18 protein-coding genes and 3 tRNA genes are annotated in these 21,000 nt (G+C 54.8%); 12 read left to right on the top strand and 9 right to left on the bottom strand.

Going from position 1 to position 21,000, the window contains the following annotated elements:
• Positions 1-54: 54 nt before the first annotated feature.
• Positions 55-855, top strand: a complete 801-nt coding sequence (locus G364_RS16895; RefSeq protein WP_169336654.1) for a DUF1853 family protein — start codon at positions 55-57, stop codon at positions 853-855.
• Here the strand turns inward: G364_RS16895 and G364_RS0113780 are convergent.
• Positions 856-929, bottom strand: a tRNA-Cys gene (locus G364_RS0113780).
• Between the two features lie 16 nt (positions 930-945).
• Positions 946-1,021: transfer RNA gene (locus G364_RS0113775), tRNA-Gly, on the bottom strand.
• A gap of 200 nt (positions 1,022-1,221) precedes the next feature.
• On the opposite strand from G364_RS0113775, the gene ggt reads away from it, so the two are divergent.
• The 3 genes from ggt (at position 1,222) to G364_RS0113760 (ending at position 4,978) form a co-directional block, all read left to right on the top strand.
• Complete coding sequence (gene ggt / locus G364_RS0113770) at positions 1,222-2,979, top strand: gamma-glutamyltransferase (RefSeq protein WP_019935732.1); 1,758 nt, start codon at positions 1,222-1,224, stop codon at positions 2,977-2,979.
• Between the two features lie 102 nt (positions 2,980-3,081).
• Positions 3,082-4,638, top strand: coding sequence for a methyl-accepting chemotaxis protein (locus tag G364_RS0113765; protein ID WP_019935731.1), 1,557 nt, complete (start codon positions 3,082-3,084; stop codon positions 4,636-4,638).
• Between the two features lies 1 nt (position 4,639).
• Positions 4,640-4,978, top strand: coding sequence for an MGMT family protein (locus G364_RS0113760; RefSeq protein WP_019935730.1), 339 nt, complete (start codon positions 4,640-4,642; stop codon positions 4,976-4,978).
• Between the two features lie 2 nt (positions 4,979-4,980).
• Here G364_RS0113760 and G364_RS17300 read toward each other — a convergent pair whose 3' ends face one another.
• Positions 4,981-5,145, bottom strand: a complete 165-nt coding sequence (locus G364_RS17300) for a hypothetical protein (RefSeq protein WP_019935729.1) — start codon at positions 5,143-5,145, stop codon at positions 4,981-4,983.
• An 82-nt stretch (positions 5,146-5,227) separates the two neighbouring features.
• The gene (gene topA / locus G364_RS0113750) at positions 5,228-7,855 is read right to left on the bottom strand and encodes a type I DNA topoisomerase (protein WP_019935728.1); all 2,628 of its coding nucleotides are present in this window, start codon (positions 7,853-7,855) and stop codon (positions 5,228-5,230) included.
• Positions 7,856-8,191: 336 nt separating this feature from the next.
• Between topA and astB the strand changes: the two genes are divergently transcribed.
• Positions 8,192-9,526, top strand: coding sequence for an N-succinylarginine dihydrolase (astB, locus tag G364_RS0113745; protein WP_019935727.1), 1,335 nt, complete (start codon positions 8,192-8,194; stop codon positions 9,524-9,526).
• A gap of 62 nt (positions 9,527-9,588) precedes the next feature.
• Here astB and sohB read toward each other — a convergent pair whose 3' ends face one another.
• The gene (gene sohB, locus G364_RS0113740; protein WP_019935726.1) at positions 9,589-10,602 is read right to left on the bottom strand and encodes a protease SohB; all 1,014 of its coding nucleotides are present in this window, start codon (positions 10,600-10,602) and stop codon (positions 9,589-9,591) included.
• Between the two features lie 147 nt (positions 10,603-10,749).
• Here sohB and G364_RS0113735 point away from each other — a divergent pair, with 147 nt between their 5' ends.
• From G364_RS0113735 to G364_RS0113715, 5 genes are all read left to right on the top strand, one after another.
• A complete protein-coding gene (locus tag G364_RS0113735) occupies positions 10,750-11,517 on the top strand; it encodes a YciK family oxidoreductase (RefSeq protein WP_019935725.1) in 768 nt (255 codons plus the stop codon).
• 76 nt (positions 11,518-11,593) lie between these two features.
• Complete coding sequence (locus tag G364_RS0113730) at positions 11,594-12,535, top strand: LysR family transcriptional regulator (RefSeq protein WP_019935724.1); 942 nt, start codon at positions 11,594-11,596, stop codon at positions 12,533-12,535.
• A gap of 61 nt (positions 12,536-12,596) precedes the next feature.
• On the top strand, positions 12,597-13,733 hold the full coding sequence (locus tag G364_RS0113725; protein ID WP_019935723.1) for a MalY/PatB family protein: 1,137 nt from the start codon (positions 12,597-12,599) through the stop codon (positions 13,731-13,733).
• A gap of 121 nt (positions 13,734-13,854) precedes the next feature.
• Positions 13,855-14,838: a TAXI family TRAP transporter solute-binding subunit gene (locus G364_RS0113720; RefSeq protein WP_019935722.1), complete on the top strand. Its 984-nt coding sequence runs from the start codon at positions 13,855-13,857 to the stop codon at positions 14,836-14,838.
• A 117-nt stretch (positions 14,839-14,955) separates the two neighbouring features.
• Positions 14,956-17,526: a TRAP transporter permease gene (locus G364_RS0113715; RefSeq protein ID WP_019935721.1), complete on the top strand. Its 2,571-nt coding sequence runs from the start codon at positions 14,956-14,958 to the stop codon at positions 17,524-17,526.
• A 40-nt stretch (positions 17,527-17,566) separates the two neighbouring features.
• On the opposite strand, the gene G364_RS0113710 is transcribed toward G364_RS0113715, so the two are convergent.
• The 3 genes from G364_RS0113710 to G364_RS0113700 all read right to left on the bottom strand — a co-directional run bounded on the left by G364_RS0113710 (position 17,567) and on the right by G364_RS0113700 (position 18,322).
• Positions 17,567-17,869, bottom strand: a complete 303-nt coding sequence (locus tag G364_RS0113710) for a monooxygenase (RefSeq protein ID WP_019935720.1) — start codon at positions 17,867-17,869, stop codon at positions 17,567-17,569.
• 110 nt (positions 17,870-17,979) lie between these two features.
• Positions 17,980-18,070: transfer RNA gene (locus G364_RS0113705), tRNA-Ser, on the bottom strand.
• Between the two features lie 51 nt (positions 18,071-18,121).
• Complete coding sequence (locus tag G364_RS0113700) at positions 18,122-18,322, bottom strand: hypothetical protein (RefSeq protein WP_019935719.1); 201 nt, start codon at positions 18,320-18,322, stop codon at positions 18,122-18,124.
• A 132-nt stretch (positions 18,323-18,454) separates the two neighbouring features.
• On the opposite strand from G364_RS0113700, the gene G364_RS0113695 reads away from it, so the two are divergent.
• Together G364_RS0113695 and G364_RS0113690 are read left to right on the top strand one after the other, a co-directional pair.
• Positions 18,455-19,018 (top strand): HPP family protein, encoded by a 564-nt coding sequence (locus G364_RS0113695; protein ID WP_019935718.1) that lies wholly within the window; start codon positions 18,455-18,457, stop codon positions 19,016-19,018.
• A 218-nt stretch (positions 19,019-19,236) separates the two neighbouring features.
• Entirely contained in the window at positions 19,237-20,022 is a 786-nt protein-coding gene (locus G364_RS0113690) for a nucleoside-binding outer membrane protein (protein WP_019935717.1), read from the top strand.
• A 66-nt stretch (positions 20,023-20,088) separates the two neighbouring features.
• On the opposite strand, the gene G364_RS0113685 is transcribed toward G364_RS0113690, so the two are convergent.
• Entirely contained in the window at positions 20,089-20,937 is an 849-nt protein-coding gene (locus tag G364_RS0113685; protein WP_019935716.1) for a hypothetical protein, read from the bottom strand.
• Between the last annotated feature and the right edge of the window lie 63 nt (positions 20,938-21,000).

Here is a 21,000-nt window from a genome sequence, read left to right as displayed (position 1 = left end):
CCCCTTGTTGATGGGTTGAATGGGCAATATTGTAAAGCAAAAGAGGATGATTTGATGCGCCTTTTACCAACGCAGCCATTAACTCATTATCGCCATAATGAAGTGCGGGATCTGGCCTGGGCCATTGGTAGCCCGGGTTTATTGCCCGGAGTCTCTATGGCACCGGACGATAGCTGGTATGCTCACCTGCTGAAAGCATATCAGCCACGCCTGCAACAACTGGATAGAAATCCCGCCCTGCTGCTGCATCACTGTCGTCACTGCCGCCGGCTGGGGCAGTACTTTGAGGCCCTGTGGCACTTCTTTTTACTGGACTATCCGGGTTTTCAAATACTGGGCTTTAATCGCCAGCAGGTAGTGGCAGGACGGACCATGGGTGCCTTTGATTTTCTGCTGTGGGACCACCATCGCCAGCGTATCGAACACTGGGAGCTGGCGGTGAAATTTTATCTGATCACTGATATGAGCGCTCCGCAAGACAGTGCCTTGGGTATTAACCCCTGCGACAGACTCAGACGCAAACTGGATCATATGCAACAGCATCAGCTGCAGTTGAGTGAACATGCTGAAGTCCGTGCAGCACTGAAAGCCGAAGGCCTGTTGCCGGTAAAGAAGCGGCTGCTGTTGAAAGGACGTTTATTTTATCCCGAAGGATCCATGCTGCCGAAGCAGCCAGGCCATGACTACGGACGCTGGGGCTATGAGCTGCCGGGGCCGGGTTTTATGCCCCAGCAAAAACTGGGCTGGATGACGGGCGGACGCGTTACCACCGAATTGCGGGATCGGCAGAACTACCAGAATGAAGATGGCAGCTGGTATGTTCGGGTAGATGGAAACTGGAATAAGGAGAAGTAATGGAGGCGCGTTCCGGAGTCGAACCGGACTAAACGGATTTGCAATCCGCTGCATAACCGCTTTGCTAACGCGCCTTTGCAGGGTGTTGATTGGAGCGGGAAACGAGATTCGAACTCGCGACCCCAACCTTGGCAAGGTTGTGCTCTACCAGCTGAGCTATTCCCGCATACAAATCAAAATACAAAAAATCATCAACAGCCGGGCTGCTGATGGAGTTGCATTATAGGCAGGTGCACCTGCAATACAAGTCATTTTTCTGTCGCCAGCATCATTTGCTTTTATTTTCAGCACCTTGGGTGTTTTTTGGCTGGTTTTACCTTTGCTTGCTGCTAAGCTGAGGTACCTTGTTTGCTCAGGAGCCCTGTTATGCCCCTGTTTCTTATTTTTTTACTCTGGTGGTCTCCCGCTTATGCCGACAGCCGTGCTACACCTGAAGCCGCCACCGGCTGGCAAAACAAGCCGCTGGTGCAGACACAGCAGGCGATGGTGGTGACGGCCAATCCTCATGCCAGCCGGGCAGCGCAACAAATGCTGGAACGGGGTGGCAGTGCGGTAGATGCCATGATAGCCGCCCAGATGGTACTGACGCTGGTGGAGCCACAGTCATCCGGACTTGGCGGCGGCGGTTTTCTGGTGCATTGGCAGCAAGAGCAACAGCAGGTAACAACGCTGGACGGTCGGGAAACCGCCCCGCTGGCTGCTTCACCTGAATTGTTTATTGATGAACAGGGTAAGCCGCTTGAGTTTATGGACGCCGTGATCGGCGGCCGCTCAGTAGGCACACCGGGCACGGTAATGCTGATGTGGCAGGCCCATCAGCGTTTTGGCTCCCTGCCCTGGCAGGACCTGTTCACTCCCGCTATTTCTCTTTCTTTGAATGGTTTTGAAGTATCGCCCAGACTGGCACAACTGATTACTAAAAACCGTGACAGTCTGCAGCAGGATCCTCAGGCCAGGGACTATTTCTTTAACGAAAAGGGCGAACCGCTTACTGCCGGACATCATCTGGTTAACCCATTACTCGCCGCCATACTGACGCGGCTCAGCATAGAGGGACCTTCTGCTTTTTATGAAGGAAAAATTGCCGGTCTGATGGTCGACAAGGTCTCAGCTGCCAGCAACCCGGGCACCCTGACGCTTGAAGACCTGGCCCAGTACCGCGTTCAGGAACGTCCGGCGCTGTGTTTTCCTTATCGTCAATACAAATTATGTAGCATGGGTCCACCCGGCTCCGGAGCGCTGGCGCTGGGGCAAATTCTGGGCATGCTGTCTCACTTTGAGCTGAGCAAGATGGGGCCGGCCTCACCTACGGCCTGGCGGCTGATTGCCGATGCTTCCCGCCTGGCGTTTGCCGACAGAGCACGTTATGCCGCCGACAGTGACTTTGTGCCCGTGCCGGTTGAGGCACTGCTGAGTGCAGACTACCTTGCTGATCGAGCCGGGTTATTAAAGGCATCAGCACAGGCGCTGTCTGAGGTAAAGGCCGGCCAGCCAACAATACAGCCGGCTCCGCCGGCAGATACCTCACCGGAACTGCCATCGACGACCCAGATAAGCATTATTGACGCCAAGGGTAATGCCGTTTCCCTCACCTCTACCATTGAAAACGCCTTTGGCTCCCGGCTGATGGTACAGGGATTTCTGCTTAACAATGAACTCACCGACTTTGCCTTTGTACCCGAGCAAAATGGTGTGCCGCTGGCCAACCGTCTGGAGCCGGGCAAACGTCCTCGCTCCTCCATGAGCCCCACCCTGGTGTTTGATCAACATAACGAACTGCTGATGGTGCTCGGCTCTCCCGGAGGCAGCAGCATTATCGGCTATGTTCTGCACACCCTGATCAGTGTACTAGACTGGGGGATGGATATTCGTGAAGCAGTACACCAACCTCATGTATTACACAGAGGAGGACAGCTGGAAATGGAACCATTTGGCCGTAACCGGGCACTGCAGCCGGCCATGGCAGCATTGGGCTATAAGCCCCGTTTTAACGAGCTTAACTCGGGCCTGCATGTGATTATGCGACAGGGTAACCAGCTGCAAGGCGTGGCGGATCCTCGTCGGGAAGGCACTGCCATACCCGCAAATCTGCTGCCTGAGCCAGGTGTGTCAGCCGGCCCTTAACGTCTGAGCCAGTAAAGAAGTCAGTGCTGTTTTTTATTTAAGAACTGGCTCGCTATGCCGATAAGTAACTAACAAAATGCGACAAATATATTAAGCATCCTAATGAACAGAAGAAATCAGCACGTTATCGATGAAGAAGTAACCTACAGCGAGCAGGAGCAGCTGGTATCTACCACCGATAAACGCGGTGTGATTACCTACGCCAATGACATTTTCTGCAAAGTGGCCGGCTTTACTGCTGAAGAGTTGCAAGGGAAAAACCATAATATTGTGCGCCATCCTGACATGCCCAAAGCTGCCTTCAAGGACCTGTGGGATCGTATGGAGCAGGGACAGGCCTGGCGCGGAGCCGTTAAAAACCGCTGCAAGGATGGCCGCTATTACTGGGTGGATGCCTATGTGACTCCTATTTACGAAAACGGCAAGGTCACCGGCTATCAGTCGGTGCGTACCAGGCTGGATCCGGCAGTGCGTGCCCGTGCCGAGAAAGCCTATGCCAGTCTGCTGGCTGCGGAAAAAAGCAAGCGCAAAAAACCGGCCGTCAAGCTGACTGCCCTGAGGCCCTGGATAAGCAGTGCCGTTATGCTGGGCCTGTTGGGCGGTGCCTGGCATTATGGCGGCTTGTCCGGTCTGGTATGGAGCCTGCTGCCTCTGGCCTGGCTGGTGCTGAACACCCGCAACCAGCTGTTTTCCAGCATGCGTTTCTTTCAAAATCTGCACAAGGAATATGACAGCCTGTCCCGGCTGGTTTATTCCGGCAACGAGCCTCATTCCATTGCTGATTACCACCTTGGCCTGTGGCAGGCGCGCTCCCGCACTATTTTAGGCCGGGTGGATGATGCGACCGGCTCCCTCAAATCTCTGGCTACCAGCATGATGCAGGCCATGAGCAGTGCCCGGAACGATCTCAGCCGCCAGGACAGCGATACCCATCAGATTGCTGCCGCTATTGATGAGATGTCGGCCACGGCCAATGAAATTACTCAAAATACTCATAAAGCCGCCCAAAATGCCGAAGAGGCTCAGAATCAATGCTATCTGACTCAAAACCAGCTGGAGCAGACACGACAGAAGATAGTAGAGCTGGCCCGGGAGGCGGAGCAAGCTGCTGAGGCCACAGTGGCACTGTCAGAAGAGTCCAATCGCATTGGTACCTTGATGACAGAAATTCAGGGTATTGCTGATCAGACCAACCTGCTGGCACTGAATGCCGCCATTGAAGCGGCCCGTGCCGGTGAGCATGGCCGTGGCTTTGCGGTGGTGGCCGAAGAAGTGCGTGCCCTCTCCACACGCACCCATGGTGCCACCGAACAAATTCAGACCAGCATCAGCCAGATCCAGCAAACTCTGACCAACTGGCGCACCATGATGGATACCAACCGGGCACACAGCCAGGAATGTGTGAATGCGGCTGAAGCCGGCACTGAAAGTCTGGGGCGTGTGGTTCAGGAAATTGACAATATCGCCGGCTTCACCGTGGAAATTTCAACTGCGGCAGGCCAGCAGCAACAGGTGGCAGAAGAGATCAGCCGTAATGTCCATCAAATATCCGAGACCTCCTCAGCCAATCTCAACACCATTACTCAGGTAGAAGACTCCAGCCGGGAACTGCTGGCGCGCTCTCAGGGACTGAACAATCTGAGCCGCACCTTTTCCTGATATGAGCATGACCGGCAAGCAGGCCATATTATCGGTGCTGGCACTGGTTCCTGCCGGTTATGTGGTCAGTTATGGTCAGCTCGCAGATCTGGCCGGTCTGCCCGGACGGGCACGGCTGGCCGGCACTGTGCTGCGCCGGGCCGATACCTCTGCCCTGCCCTGGCACAGGGTAGTGGCGTCTTCGGGGCATATCAGCCTGCCGGCGGGCAGCCGGGAAGCGCGTGAACAAAAAGAGCGGCTGCTTACGGAAGGTGTTGTCTTCAGGGGCAATAAGATTGATATGAAACAGCACCAGTGGCGACCCGATCTGGGTGCGCTGCTGGTGCTGCTTGATCAATAAGGTTACTCAGCTCTTTCAAGCAAATCGCTTACATGTACCTGAAAGGGAATGGTCTCGTCTTCCCGCTGCAGCAATACCACCTCATTGTTTACATCCACCTCCAGTACATAGCCCGACCCTTCGGTGGTGTAACAAATCATGCCCGGCCTTACTTCACGAATATCCATATTCACTCCTGTTCAGGCAGTGCCTGAGATGATTGCACCCAACTCCTTGTGCGAAACATACGAACAACAGGCGGCTTTGGGGTTACTTTTTACCTTTCTGATGTTGCTGCCACTTGCCATCCACATAATGCGCAGTCCAGCCGGTCGCTTTTTTATTGACCTCTGTCATCACATATTGTTCCTTGTTTTTACGGCTGAAGCGCACCACCGCCTTGTTACCATCCGGATCTTCGACAGGTGCCTCGGCCAGATAAAGGAACTTGGATGGCAGCCGGTCTTTAAAGCGTACCAGCTCTTCCACCAAAGGCGCACGGGTTTCCCGGGATTTGGGAAAATTACTGGCGGCCATAAAAATGCCGGCGGCACCGTCGCGCAGCACAAAGTAGGCGTCAGACTGAGTGCAGGGTAGCTCGGGCAGGTGCACCGGATCTTCCTTGGGCGGCGCTACTTCACCGTTTTTCAGGATCTTGCGAGTATTTTTGCACTCGTCATTGGTACAGGCCATGTACTTACCGAAGCGGCCGGTTTTAAGCTGCATTTCACTGCCGCAGCGATCACAGTCAATGACCGGGCCTTCATAGCCCTTGAGTTTAAACTGGCCCTGTTCCAGCTCATAACCGTCACAGTCCGGATTTTGACCACACACATGCAGCTTGCGCTTGTCATCAATCAGATATGAATCCATGGCAGTACCGCACTTGCCACAGCGGCGCTTGGCACGCAGCGCATCGGTTTCTGCCTCTTCATCGTTGGCCAGCACAAATTCGTCACCGGGAACCAGATTAATGGTCTGCTTGCAGCGTTCCTTGGGCGGCAGCGCATAGCCGGAACAGCCCAGGAACACGCCGGTGGTGGCAGTGCGAATACCCATTTTGCGGCCGCAGGTAGGGCAGTCGATATCGGTCAGTACCATTTCATTGGCACGCATACCGCCTTCTTCTGCCGGCTGTTCGGCCTTTTCCAGCTCTTCACTGAACTCGGCATAAAAGGCATCAAGCACCTGGGTCCAGTTCAGTTTGCCGCCGGCAATTTCATCCAGCTTGCTTTCCATCTGGGCGGTAAAGTCGTAGTTCATCAGCTCGGCAAAACTTTCCTGCAGCCTGTCGGCCACAATCTCGCCCATTTTTTCAGCATAAAAACGACGGCTTTCCACTTTGACATAGCCTCTGTCCTGAATGGTAGAGATGATGGAGGCATAGGTAGACGGACGGCCAATGCCACGCTTTTCCAGCTCCCGCACCAGGGCCGCTTCGGTAAAACGTGCCGGCGGCTTGGTAAAGTGCTGTTTTGGCGTCAGCTCATTCAGGGTGAGGGTTTCACCCTGCTGCACCGCCGGCAGCTCGGTATCTTCACCTTTACGGCTTTGAGGCGTGAGCACGCGGGTCCAGCCGGCGAAGCGCAGAATACGTCCCCGGGCTTTCAGCTCATAGTCACCGGAGGTGACCGTAATGGTGCTGCTGTCGTATTTCGCCGGCGTCATCTGACAGGCCACAAACTGACGCCAGATAAGATCGTAAAGTCGCTTGGCATCAGCCTCCATGCCATCGAGCTGCTCCGCAGACAGGGTGACGTCGGACGGACGAATGGCTTCGTGGGCTTCCTGGGCGTTAGCCTTGGCACCGTAGACATTGGGTGACTCGGGCAGATAATCCCTGCCGTGCTGCTGCTCAATAAAATCACGCACCGAGGCCACCGCTTCCTGACTCAGGTTGGTGGAGTCGGTACGCATATAGGTGATGTAACCGGCTTCATACAGGCGCTGGGCCAGCATCATGGTGCGCTTGACACCGTAGCTTAGCCGGGTGCTGGCTGCCTGCTGCAAAGTTGACGTAATAAAGGGGGCCGGCGGCTTGCTCTGGGTGGGTCTGTCTTCCCGGCTGGCCACGGTAAAGGTACCCGCACGCAGCGCATCCACCGCTGCCATGGCGTCGGCCTCATTGGTGGGCCGAAACTCCTTGCTCTGGTATTTGGCGACCATCATGGACAACGCCAGCTTTTGTTCATTGCTCAGCGCAGCCTGAATATCCCAGTATTCTTCAGGCACAAAAGCCTTGATTTCCCGTTCTTTTTCCACAATCAGCCGCACCGCTACCGACTGCACCCGGCCGGCCGACAAGCCTCTGGCAACCTTTTTCCACAACAGTGGCGATACCATATAGCCCACGACCCGATCGAGAAAACGACGGGCCTGCTGAGCATTTACCCGGTTCAGGTTCAGCTCCGACGGCTGGCTGAAAGCATCCTGAATGGCAGACTTGGTGATCTCGTTAAACACCACCCGCTTAAAGCGTTGGTCATCACCGCCGATCAGCTCTTTCAGATGCCAGGCAATGGCCTCCCCTTCGCGGTCCAAATCCGTTGCCAGATAGATGGTGTCAGCCTTTTCGGCCAGTGCCTGAAGCTCATTGACCACCTTTTCTTTGCCCGGCAATACCTGATAGTTGGCCTGCCAGCCGTGCTCAGGATCAACCCCCATACGGGCGATCAGCGCCTTGTGATCCTTTTCTTTTTTCAGCCGGGCCTTTTCTTCCGGGCTCAGACTTTTGGTATCGGTTTTGCGCGCTGCCGGCTTTTTACCATTGGCTGAACCGGCGGTCGGCAAGTCCCGAACATGGCCGACACTGGATTTGACCACATAGTTCCTGCCCAGGTACTTGTTGATGGTCTTGGCTTTGGCGGGCGATTCCACAATAACGAGAGATTTGCTCATAAAGCGCGTTAAAATCCTTAAAGTTCGGCCCCGTTCGGGCGGGTCTGTGGCACGGTAATGACGGCTGTATAAGTGATATCGTCATAAAAAGCAAACCAGCCGGGCGCGGGCCTGAAAAAAATTCAGTGAATTTATATTTATTTATTAACGCCCTCATAGAGACAGGAATCAACTGCTTTTTTATTCAGGTCGCCTGTTCGCCCGCTTTTTATGCATCATTATTCCTGCCCCTGGTGGCTTTGTCACATTTGAGTTACAACCTTGATAAAAATCTAAATATAATGGCAGTACGCAGCATCTTTTATTGGTCAACGCCAGGATTTCAAGGAGATTATCATGATTGAACAGGAAGCGAACTTCGATGGTCTGGTAGGTCCCACTCATAACTATGCCGGACTTTCATGGGGTAATGTGGCATCCAATCGTCATGCTAAAAGCATGTCGCATCCGCGGGAGGCCGCCCTGCAGGGACTGAGCAAAATGAAGGCCCTGGCCGACATGGGGCTGGTGCAGGGAGTGCTGGCTCCGCAGGCCCGCCCCGACACAGACACACTGCGCCGGCTGGGCTTTGCCGGCACTGATGCACAAGTACTGGACAGCGCCTTTCGTGAGGCCCCCCATTTGCTGGCGGCCTGCAGCTCCGCATCAGCCATGTGGACCGCCAACGCCGCCACCGTTTCACCCGGTGCCGATACACTTGATGGCCGCGTGCACTTTACTCCTGCCAATCTGGTTAACAAGTTTCACCGCTCCATTGAGCATGAGGTGACTGGCCGTATATTGCGCAGTGTGTTTGCCGACGAAGCCCATTTTTGTCATCACCAGGCCCTGCCCGCCCATGACGACTTCGGTGACGAAGGCGCTGCAAACCACACCCGGCTGCATAATGAGCAGGGCCACGGGCTTGAACTATTTGTCTATGGCCGCCGGGCCCATCAGCCCGGGGCACCGGCACCGCGCCGCTTTCCTGCCCGCCAGACACTGGAAGCCTCCCGGGCCGTGGCCCGCCTGCATGGGCTGAGTGAGTGCAAGACGGTTTTTATTCAGCAAAATCCTGCAGTGATTGATCAGGGTGTGTTTCATAATGACGTCATTGCCGTGGGTAACGGCAATGTGCTGTTTTACCATCGGCAGGCTTTTCTTGATACTCAGGGCATGCAGGCAGAAGTGCGGCGCAAACTGCCCGATACTGAGCTGCATTTTATTGAAGTAAAAAATGACGAGGTGCCGGTAGCAGATGCGGTAAAAAGCTACCTGTTCAATACGCAGCTGGTTACCCTGAAGCCAGGCCATATGGCGCTGATTGCGCCCACAGAGTGCGCCGGCACGCCCAGCGTAAACGCCTATCTTGAGCGGTTGCTGGCCATGAATACCCCCATACGGGAAGTGCGCTTTATGGACGTAAAACAAAGCATGCAAAACGGGGGCGGCCCCGCTTGTCTGCGCCTGCGGGTGGCCATGAACCGGGCCCAGCTGAATGCGGTAAATCCCGCCTGCCTGATGAATGATCGCCTGTATGGCCGCCTTACCGACTGGGTACAGCGCCATTACCGCGACAGGCTGCACCCGAACGATCTGCGCGATCCGGCGCTGCTGGAGGAATCCCGCGCGGCCCTGGACGAGCTCACCCAAATTCTTGAACTAGGATCCGTGTACCCGTTTCAACGGTAAACTGCAGGGAATAGGGAATGGCCACTAATCCCTATTCCCTGCTCCCTATTCCCTGAATTAAATCAGCTGAAGGGCCGCTGCCCCGCCTCATAGAGCTTCATCAGTGCCCGGCTGACACCCATTTCTGCCGCCTTGCCAAACTTGTCCTTCAGGCTTTGTTTGGGCTTGAAGTTCAGACTGATAATGCGTTTATCGCTACTTTGCGCCAGCAGGTAATCGCTGCTGGTTTGCAATGAGTCCACCAGCCCCAGTGCCTGAGCATCGCTGGCCAGCCAGTGTTCGCCGGTCGCCACCCGATCCAGATCCAGCTTGGGACGGTTGTCGGCAATAAAGGCCTTAAAACGCTGATGGATTACTTCCAGCTCTTCACGGAACTTGGCCCGGCCATGATCATCGTTTTCACCGAACAGTGTCAGGGTGCGCTTGTATTCGCCGGCCGTGTGCAGCTCTACGTCTATATCCCGGTTTTTCAGAAATTTGTTAAAGTTGGGCATTTGCGCCACCACACCAATGGAGCCCACAATGGCAAAGGGAGCGGCAATAATACGCTCGGCCACACAGGCCATCATATAACCGCCGCTGGCAGCAACCTTGTCTACCGCCACCGTCAGCTTAAGGCCATGGCCCTTCAGTCGCTGTAACTCTGCAGCACCCAGGCCGTAACCGTGCACCACGCCGCCACCAGACTCAAGCCGCACCAGCACTTCGTCTTCGGGATCTGCCAGCTGCAGCAATGCCGACACTTCCTCGCTCAGCCATTTCACTTCATGAGCATCCATACTGCCCTTGAAGTCGAGCACATAGAGCCGCCGACGCTGATCGCCCTGCTTCTTTTCGGTTTTATCCGCCTTTTGATATTCCTGTTTCAGGGCCTTGCGTTCGGCATCGGTGACGGCGGTTTCCATGCGCAGGCGACGGGCCTGCCGGCGTAATGCTGCGCTCACATCTTTAATGTTCACACCGTCGCTGCTCTGCTTTTGCCTGGCTGCCGCCGCCAGCGCAATCACAACCCCCAGAGCAGCCACCCAGGTCAGAGCCTTGGCTGCGAACAGACCATATTCGTATAAAAATTCCACATTACTCTCCTTATGCAGCTGAATGGCGTTATTCTGACAGCCCCAAACAAGAACACCAATCGGCTTTTTTGCTTTCCGTGCTGGCATCAGGATGCAGAGTCTGGTTTGATCGGCACACACTGAATTTCTGTACAGAGAACAAGGTCCATGCTTGATTATCAACCCTCACCCGATTTGCTCAAGAACAAGGTCATTCTGGTGACCGGTGCCGGCGACGGCATAGGCCGGCAGGCAGCACTCAGCTATGGTGCCCACGGGGCCACCGTCATATTGCTGGGCAAAACCGTCAAAAAGCTGGAAGCCGTTTATGATGAGCTGCTGGCTCAGGGCAGTCCGGAGCCCGCTATCATTCCTCTGGATCTGCAGGGGGCAACCAAACAGAACTATCAGGACATGACCGCCACTGTGCGCCAGCAGTTTGGCCGCCTTGACGGTGTGCTGTTTAATGCCGGCCAGCTGGGTGCCCTGGGTCCTTTTGAAATGATTGGCGAGGATGAATGGGACCAGGTAATGCAGGTAAACCTCAAGTCTCAGTTTCTGATGACCCAGGCACTGCTGCCACTGCTGAAAGACAGCAAGCCTGCTTCCATCGTGTTTACCAGCTCAGGGGTAGGCAGACAGGGCCGGGCCTACTGGGGCAGCTATGCCATTTCCAAATTTGCCACCGAAGGCATGATGCAGGTGCTGGCTGCTGAGCTTGCGGATACCGGCGTGCGCGCCAACTGTATTAATCCGGGAGCAACCCGCACGCACATGCGGGCGCGCGCCTTTCCCGCCGAAGCGCCGTCTAGCCTGCGCTCGCCTGCCGACATTATGGGGCCTTACCTTTATCTGATGGGCAGCGACAGTGAGACAGTGAACGGCCGGTCTCTGGATGCGCAGACCGACAGAGTGTCCGGCCAGCCCAGAGCCTGACATACCTGTTCCGCTGCTGCTACACTGACTCTGGCATAGGTTCATTCTGAACAGGACTATCATTAACGCTGAGGCCATGGTTCGGCCTCATGATGGCAATGCCAAGGCAGGCATTATTATGTATCGTCCCAAAAGCACAGTTGAGCAATGGCGTATTTTTCAGGCGGTGGTTGACCACGGTGGTTACGCCCAGGCCGCCGAAAAACTGAATAAAAGCCAGTCATCTCTGAACCATGCGGTGGCCAAATTGCAGCAGGCGCTTGGTCTTTCTTTGCTGGAAGTTCGCGGTCGCAAGGCCTGCCTTACTCCCCAGGGTGAGGTATTTCTGCGCCGCTCGCGCAAGCTGACCCAGGATGTAGAAAGCCTGGAGCGACTGGCCGATATACTGGCAAGCGGCTGGGAGCCGGTGCTGCGTATTGTGGTAGAAGCGTCTTTGCCCCGCGCTCCCTTGTATCAGGCCCTGGCTGAATTTCGTACTCAGTCACGGGGCTGCCGCATTCATCTGGTGGAAACCCAGCCTTCTGGCTGTCAGACCGTGATCAGACAGCAAGCAGCCCATATGGTATTTGCCTCCAGAGCTTATCCGAATCTCACCTCCCTCCCTCTGGCCACCACCGTTTATGTGCCCGTCGCCGCCCCCAATCATCCGCTGGCAAATATCAAGGGCGTGGGCCAGACCGAGATGGAGCAACAACTGGAGCTGATGCTGGCCGATGGCAGTGAACAGGAAGAAGGCTGGGCCAGGGGTGAGCAGCGCTGGATTATTCATCATTTACACGATGCGCTTTCACTGCTGCGCCGGGGAGTCGGCTTTGCCTGGCTTCCTTCGGATGTGGTGCAGCCCATGGTGAATGACGGCATTCTGGTACAACTGCACATGGCCAACCAGGCATTGCGCAAACGTTTTACCCACCTGGTACTGCCCGGCACTGTTCCTCCCGGCCCCGCTGCCAGCCTGCTGCTGGGTCTTATTCGCAAACATTACGATGATCAGGCCCAACCTGAGGATGTGCTCTGATTGTTGCCAGCACGCGCCGGCTTCCTTATGCTCTTGGACTCGCAGTAGACAAGGAAACCTCATGTTTGATTTCGATCAGTGGATAGACCGCCGCCCTACCCGTGCGCTCAAGTGGCTGAAATATGAAGGCACCGATATTTTGCCCATGTGGGTTGCCGACACCGAGTTCAAGGCACCACCTGCCGTGATAGACGCGCTGAATGAGCGGGTAGAACACGGTATTTTTGGCTACAGCCGCCCTACTCCGGCGCTGACCGAACTGATTATCGAGCGCTGCCGCGAGCGCTATGGCTGGAACATTCAGGCCGACTGGCTGGTCTATATGCCCGGCGTGGTACCGGCACTGAATCTGGCCTGTCAGACCTTCAGCGAGCCTGGCAGCAACATTCTGATGCCCAAGCCCATTTACTACCCCTTTTTACATGCTCCCGGCTTTCATGGCCGCAAGGCGGCGCACGTCGAAATGGTGGAAAAAGACGGCCGCTGGCTGTTGGATCTCGACTCGCTCGAGCGTCAGGCCAAAGACAGCGAGTTGCTGCTGTTCTGTAACCCGCACAACCCGGGCGGTACCATTTACACTACCGAAGAGCTTGAAGCCATCAACGACATTGCCAAACGGCATGATCTGATCGTCTGCTCTGATGAAATTCACTGTGACCTGTTGCTTGATGAAGGCAAGTCTCACGTGCCTTATGCTGCCATCAGTGCGGACGCCGCCGATCGCAGCGTGATCCTGATGGCACCGAGCAAAACCTTTAACATTGCCGGCCTGTGCTGCTCTTTTGCGGTAGTGCCCAATGCCGAGCTGCGCACCCGCTTCACCCGCGCCGCCCGGGGTATTATGGCCGATGTTAACCTGCTGGGCTTTGTGGCCGCCGAAGCCGCCTATGCCGACGGCGAAGACTGGTTGCAGGCACAGCTGGAATATTTGCTTAAAAACCGGGATCTGCTGGTGGAGCGCCTGAACGACGTGCCCGGTGTGAAGGTACTGTCCCCGGAAGCCACTTATCTGGCCTGGGTGGATATCAGCGCCCTGCAGCTGGACGATCCTATCGGTTTCTTTGAGCAGGCCGGCGTGGGCCTGTCTCCCGGCGGCCAGTTCGGCGGCAGTGACTTTGTGCGGCTGAACTTTGGCTGCCCCCGGGCCATGCTTGACGAGGCCTTGCACCGTATGATTGCAGCCATTAATAATCGTTAACTCAAAGGCCGGCTTGAGTCCTTCTTTTATCTCGCCTTTTCATACAATTTTTTGCTATCTTTGAATAGCTTAGCTAAACATTCAAGCACGACCATTGAATCCAAAGACAAGGAAAGGAACTATGTCGATTAAAAAAACCATCAGTGGCGCGGCAGCGGTCATGACCCTGGGGCTGGGTGCCGGTGTATCCGGTGCCATGGCAGCCGACCAGAGTTTTATCACCATTGGTACCGGTGGTGTTACCGGCGTTTACTATCCTACCGGCGGTGCGATTTGCCGTCTGGTGAACCAGGGCCGTACCGAGCACGGTATTCGCTGCTCAGTAGAAAGCACCGGCGGCTCCGGTTACAACCTCAACTCGCTGCGCTCCGGTGAGCTGGAAGTGGGTGTGGCCCAGTCGGATCTGGAATATCAGGCACTGAACGGCGAAGGCCCCTTCAGCGAGCAGGGCGCGTATGAGGATTTGCGCTCTGTGTTTGCCCTGCATGGTGAAGCCCTCACCATAGTGGCCCGCCAGGATGCCAACATTAAGAACTTTGAAGATCTCAAAGGCAAGCGGGTCAACATAGGTAACCCGGGCTCCGGCCAGCGCGATACCATGGAAGTATTGCTGAAAGCCTATGGCTGGACTCACGATGACTTCAGCCTGGTGTCCGAGCTGCGCCCCGCCGAACACGGCCAGGCCCTGTGTGACAACCGTATTGATGCCTTCGTTTACGTGGTAGGTCACCCGAACGGCTCCATCAAGGAAGCCACTACCGCCTGTGAAGCCAACCTGGTATCCGTGAGCGGTGAGGTGGTCGACAAGCTGGTCAGCGACAACGCCTATTACCGTTACATTACCATTCCCGGTGGCGAATACACCGGCTCCGATGAAGACGTAAAAACCTTTGGTGTGGGTGCCAACCTGGTCACCAGTGCCAAGGTGCCGGAAGCGCAAATCTACCAGCTGACCAAAGCCGTGTTTGACAACTTTGATCAGTTTGTGCGCCTGCACCCCGCCTTTGCCAACCTCAAGAAAGAGGAAATGGTGAAAGATGGTCTGAGTGCCGAGCTGCACCCAGGCGCCCAGAAATACTACAAGGAAGCAGGTCTGATCGACTAAATCAGCCTTGTACCGGGGAAGCCTGCTTCCCTGTTCTGGTCAGGAAACCACCGGGGCGGCAAGCCAAGTTCTTGCCGCCCCGGTTTGCTGTTTACCCTGACATTCGGAGGAAAACACATGTCTCAACCACCTCAGGATAACACTCAGCAAACGCTGGATGAGATGCTGGCTCAGGCCGATACCGGCGGCCGGCATCCTACCGGTGTGGGTCACTGGACCCTGCTGCTGGTGCCGCTCTGCTGGGCACTGTTTCAGCTGTGGTACGTATCACCCCTGCCCTTTATGTTTAATATCGGTATTTTCAACGATACCGAAGCCCGCTCCATTCATCTGGCCTTTGCGGTGTTCTTGTCCTTTACTGCCTTTCCGGCCTTAAAGCATTCTCCGCGAGACAGAATTCCCCTGCACGACTGGCTGCTGGGTCTGGCCGGTGCCTTTTGTGCCGCCTATCTGTTTTTGTTTTATCGTGAGCTGGCCAGCCGGCCGGGCCTGCCCATTATGCAGGATCTGGTCGTGGCCTGCACTGGCATGCTGCTGCTGCTGGAAGCCACCCGCCGGGCCCTGGGTCCGCCACTGATGGTGGTGGCCGCCATCTTTCTGTTCTACACCTTTGCCGGCCCCATGATGCCGGACGTGATCGCCCACCGCGGTGCCAGCCTGGCGCGCACCGTGACTCACCAGTGGCTGACTACCGAAGGGGTGTTTGGGGTGGCGCTGGGAGTCTCTACCTCCTTTGTGTTTATGTTTGTATTGTTTGGCTCTTTGCTGGAGCGGGCCGGAGCCGGCAACTACTTTATCAAGCTGGCCTTTTCCATGCTGGGGCACCTGCGCGGCGGTCCGGCCAAGGCAGCAGTGGTGTCGTCGGGCCTGTCCGGGCTGGTATCCGGCTCATCCATTGCCAACGTGGTCACCACCGGCACCTTTACCATACCGCTGATGAAGCGGGTGGGCTTTCCGGCCACCAAAGCCGGTGCGGTGGAAGTTGCCGCTTCTACCAATGGTCAGCTGACCCCGCCCATTATGGGGGCCGCCGCCTTTCTGATGGTGGAGTATGTGGGTATCTCCTATATAGAAGTGATCAAGGCGGCGATTTTGCCGGCACTCATTTCCTATGCCGCCCTGATTTACATCGTGCATCTGGAAGCGGTAAAAGCCGGTATGCAACCGCTGCAGCAACGCCGCAAGGTTACTATCGCCCAGCGTCTGTTCGGCTTTATGACCATTACCGTAGGCATGCTGCTGCTTTCTGCCGGCATCTATTATGGTATTGGCTGGACCAAAACCCTGTTTGGCCCGCTGGCCACCTGGGTGCTGAGCGCAGTGGCACTGGTGGCCTATATTGCGCTGGTGGCCTGGTCTGCCCGACTGCCGGATCTGGCCATTGACGACCCGGACAGCCCGGACATTCATATGCCTGAGCCCGGCCCTACCTTTAAGTCGGGCATGTATTATCTGCTGCCCATCGTCGTACTGGTGTGGTGTTTAACGGTAGAGCGGTTATCTCCGGGGCTGTCGGCATTCTGGGCCACCCTGTTTATGATGTTTATCGTGGTCACGCACAAGCCGCTCAAGGCCCTGTTCCGCAAGCAACAAACAGAAGGTCTGCTCAAGGAAGGCAGCTTTGATCTGTTTATGGGACTGGTCACCGGTGCCCGCAACATGATTGGCATTGGGGTAGCCACCGCTGCTGCCGGTATCGTGGTCGGCACAGTCACCCTTACCGGCATAGGTCTGGTGATGACGGAGTTTGTGGAGTTCATCTCGGGCGGCAGCCTGCTCCTGATGCTGATCTTCACGGCGGTCATCAGCCTGCTGCTGGGCATGGGGCTGCCTACCACAGCCAACTACATCGTCGTGTCTACCCTGATGGCACCGGTGATCGTGAATCTGGGCGCTCAGCATGGACTGATAGTGCCGCTCATTGCCGTGCATCTGTTTGTGTTCTACTTCGGCATACTGGCAGACGATACACCGCCGGTAGGGCTGGCCGCCTTTGCTGCCGCCGCCATTGCCAAGTCCGATCCGATAAAAACCGGTATACAGGGCTTTACCTACGATATTCGTACCGCCATTCTGCCCTTTATGTTTATTTTTAATACTCAGCTGCTGTTGCTGGGGATTGAAAGCTGGGGCGGATTACTGCTGACCATTATAAGTGCGCTGGCCGCCATGTTGTTGTTTGCCGCCGCCACGCAAGGGTTCTGGCTGGTTAAAAGCCGCTGGTGGGAAACCCTGGCGCTGCTGCTGGTGGCCTTTACCCTGTTCCGGCCGGGTTTTTTCTGGGACAAACTGTTTCCGCCCATGGCGCAATATAACGCCAGTCAGTGGGAGCAAGTGGTGGAAAGCCTGCCGGCGAACGAGTCCATTATTCTGCAGCTGGGAGGAAACAACCTGTTTGGCGAGCCGGTCAACAAAATGGTGAAACTCAATTTTGATGCAGATCTCACCAGTGCCAGTGAACGTCTGGCCAGCACCGGTATCAGCAGCCTGCGCACCGAAGGTGACAAAATACTGATTGATATGGTGGATTTTGGCAGCCAGGCAGAGCGTCTGGGGGTAGACTTTGATCTGGAAGTGGTGTCGTTACAGCGTTCGTCCGACCGCCCCGACAAGGAATGGATGTTTGTTCCGGCACTCTTGCTGGCAGGCCTGGTGGCCTGGGCCCAGCGCCGCCGCCAGAAAGCATAATCACAGCAATAATAACGCCGGCCACTGGCCGGCGTTTGATTTACAGAGGTGCCTTGTTAACCGCGCTGAGCGTTTCATTTACAGCAAATATCCGACCTCGAATGCCGGTAACTCCTGCCTCTTCAAGGCGGGCTGTATGCTTTTTCAGATATTGCTGCGCGCTGGCTTCATTCTCAAACAGATAAACTCCTCCGGCTTGCTCCTGAGCCGCATTTTCTGTCCATATTTTCCAGATAAAACCAGCCTCTTCATTAATGGAGTGCGCCAGTCCTGCCATGGCCTGAGCCATCTCCTGGTCAAAAGGCCCGCTAAAAGGAAAATCAACCTGCAGTATGGTTTTCATCTAACCCGCTCCCACGCATATAAAAGAAACCACTAATATAATACGTTTCTGCCAGAATAGCGTCAGCAACAACAAAAAAGCCCGCTGCTAATGCAGCGGGCTTTTTAATGTGGCGGAGGAGGTGGGATTTGAACCCACGGTAGGCTATTAACCTACGCCGGTTTTCAAGACCGGTGCATTCAACCACTCTGCCACCCCTCCAGTACTGCGGATCATACTGTGATCCGCTTCGTGCTGTAAAGGGCTTGGTAATCAATTGCTTTCTAAATCATCACTTTGCATACTTTTTGAGACGTTTTCTGCGCGTTGGTTTAAAAAGTAATCTCGCAGGAACTGCTCATCCAGCGGAGACAAGTCAAAGTGCCGGCTGGCTGCGGCAATCGATTCTTTATTGATTGCCGGTTGCCCGGTCAGCCAGTGCAGCGCCTTGCGCAGCGACTCATGTTCACTCATCCCTGCTCTCCTTCATAAGTTATGCACTTTTTTCATGGATGATGACTTTTATTTTTTATGCATTATAAATACAATTTAGTAGCTTGCTTTATAAGCATATCTTATAAAAACGATACAAATCACGAGGTCTCCATGCATTTGAAACACCGCTTGCGTGACGCAACCCTGGCCGGTGCAGCAGCTTTTGTTGCCGTTATCTGCCTGAGCTACCTGAAGGACTGGACTCACTTCATGGTGCTGAGTGCCCCCATGGGTGCCACCCTGGTGTTATTATTATTGTTGCCTTCAGCGCCGCTGTCGCGTCCCAAGCATGTGATTCTGGGTCACCTTTTAACCACCTGCATTACCGTGGCTGGCCTTGAGTTTATTCCTGATCCCACCCTTGGTCTTGGCATTTGCTTTGGACTGAGCATTACCATGATGGTGCTTACCGACACTCTGCATCCCCCTGCCGGTGCCAACCCCATTCTGATTTACCTGTCTGCGGCTCACCTGACCCCCATGGACTTTATTCTGCCCACTCTGGCCGGCACCCTGTTTATGGTAGGTTTTGCCAGTGTCTATCATTATGTGTTTACCCATCGCCGCTATCCGTTTGGTCCCAAGACGATTTACCCGAAAAATCATGTGGTTAAGGAGCAGCAGCAGACTGCCAAGGAATCACAGGCCACCGAGCCGGCAGTAAAAACCGACTAGCCCCAAAGAAGCCGCAAGGCTTCTTTTTTATAACCTGATGGCGGAACTTGGATTTTAAGTAAAGAATCTTTATATGGAGATTTTAAATCGTATTGTGATCATGATCACACACCACATTGTTAACCGAATGTAACATCCTGCTGTGCCTGATGACGCCAGAAAAACGGCACTTTGTATTTTCATTTTTCAGTAATACGGACACAAAGGAACAGGATGTTATGATACAGAAATCCCTGCTTGGCTTATTGATTGCTGCCAGCTGCGTGCCGGCCATGGCCGCCGACTGGAGTACCACAGAGCTGCAGTATCAGATAGGAAACCTCAAGCAACAGCCCTTTGGACCTGATGCCGATGATAAATCCACTACCAGCATTTATACCCTGCAACACGCCAGCGGCTGGAAGTACGGCGACAACTTCTTTTTTATTGATTATTCCGACTGGAAAGACAGCCAGCGCCGCCGGGACTGGTATGGTGAAGGTTATTTCAACTTCAGCCTGGGCAAGATCAGTGGCCGGGATTTAAGCCTGGGCCCCGTCAAGGATATTGGCCTGGTGATGGGGATTAACGCTGGTGGAGACAGCAAGGTACGTAAATATCTGCCGGGGGTACAACTGGCGCTGGATGTGCCCGGTGCCGCCTTTTTTAATACCCTGATCACCGCCTATATTGACGACAGCACAGGTGTAGCCGGCGGCGGAGCACCCAAGGAAAGCAACAGCTGGATGCTGGACACCGCCTGGGCTTTTCCGTTCAGTGCCGGCAGCCATGACTTCAGCCTGGAAGGTCATATTGAATATATCGGCAGCCGGGAGAATGAGTTCGGCGACAAGGTAAAGGCTCATGTGCTGGCTCAGCCGCAGCTGCGTTACGATTTGGGTAAAACCCTGTTCAATGATCCCAGACGACTCTTTGTGGGGATTGAATATCAATACTGGCACAATAAATATGGCGGCTCGGTTACCGAGAGCGCAGTACAGGGCCTGGCTGTCTGGCGGTTTTAACCATAGCAAATGCAAAAAGAGCGCCGCGGCGCTCTTTTTTACAGGGACTTGTGTTTATGCAGCGGCTTAGAAGTGCCATTCCAGCTGAAAGGTCGGTGCATCGGTATCAATACCATCCACACCCTGATTACCAAATTTGTTACGCCAATACTCGTAGCCAACACCAGCCCACAGAGTATTGCTCTTGCCAAAGGCCAGATCGCCCACATCCACCATCAGGGAAGGACGTGCCAGAATTTCATCATCGGTACCCAGCCCTTTGGGCGTATTGTAGTTAATAAAGCCCTGAAACTTCATCGGTACCGGGCCAGCATTAAAGGGCAGTCCCCAGGCCAGGTTGTAGACCGTATAATCGTTAAAAGTGATATCACGCTCGCCGGCAGGCTTGAAGCCATTGCGGTTACGCTCATGAGCATAAAAGACACTGAAGTCCAAGAAGCCCTTGGGCACGGCAAACTTCAGGGTCGGACCCACTAACAGCAGCTGCTTGCGCGGGCCAAAGGTGGTGTTTTTGGTGTTCAGATCAAAACCTGCCGAGAGTGCCACTTCCTTTACCGGACCAAAACTGAAGTCCTGATCAAAAACTTTGCCCAGATGCAGTTGGTGGCGATAAGTCAGGTAAGCTTCTGTCGCACCATCTCCTTCCCCACGGACATCGCCGCTGGCAGGATCATTTTCATCGGACTGCAGCAAATCCACATTCAGAAAGTTCTGGCCATAGGCATAACCGCTGGCGTGGGTAAATTGCAGAATGTGTTTGGTTATATCTTTGTCGTTACTAGGCTCAGTAAACTCGGTACCAAAGCGATAACCAATATAGGTATCAGACCAGGTAGCAGCACTTACCTGAGGAGCAGCAGAAACGGCCAGGGCCAGGGCAGACAGAGTGAAAACGCGCTTGCAGATTTGCTTCATAACCGTGATTCCTTCACATGGTTCAAAGGGTGAATTCTGATGTGAATACAAAGTAATATTTTT

The organism is Oceanimonas smirnovii ATCC BAA-899 (assembly GCF_000381965.1).
GTDB lineage: Bacteria > Pseudomonadota > Gammaproteobacteria > Enterobacterales > Aeromonadaceae > Oceanimonas > Oceanimonas smirnovii.
The sequence above is the reverse complement of the archived record's forward strand: the minus strand, read 5'-3'. Positions and strand labels throughout refer to the sequence as shown.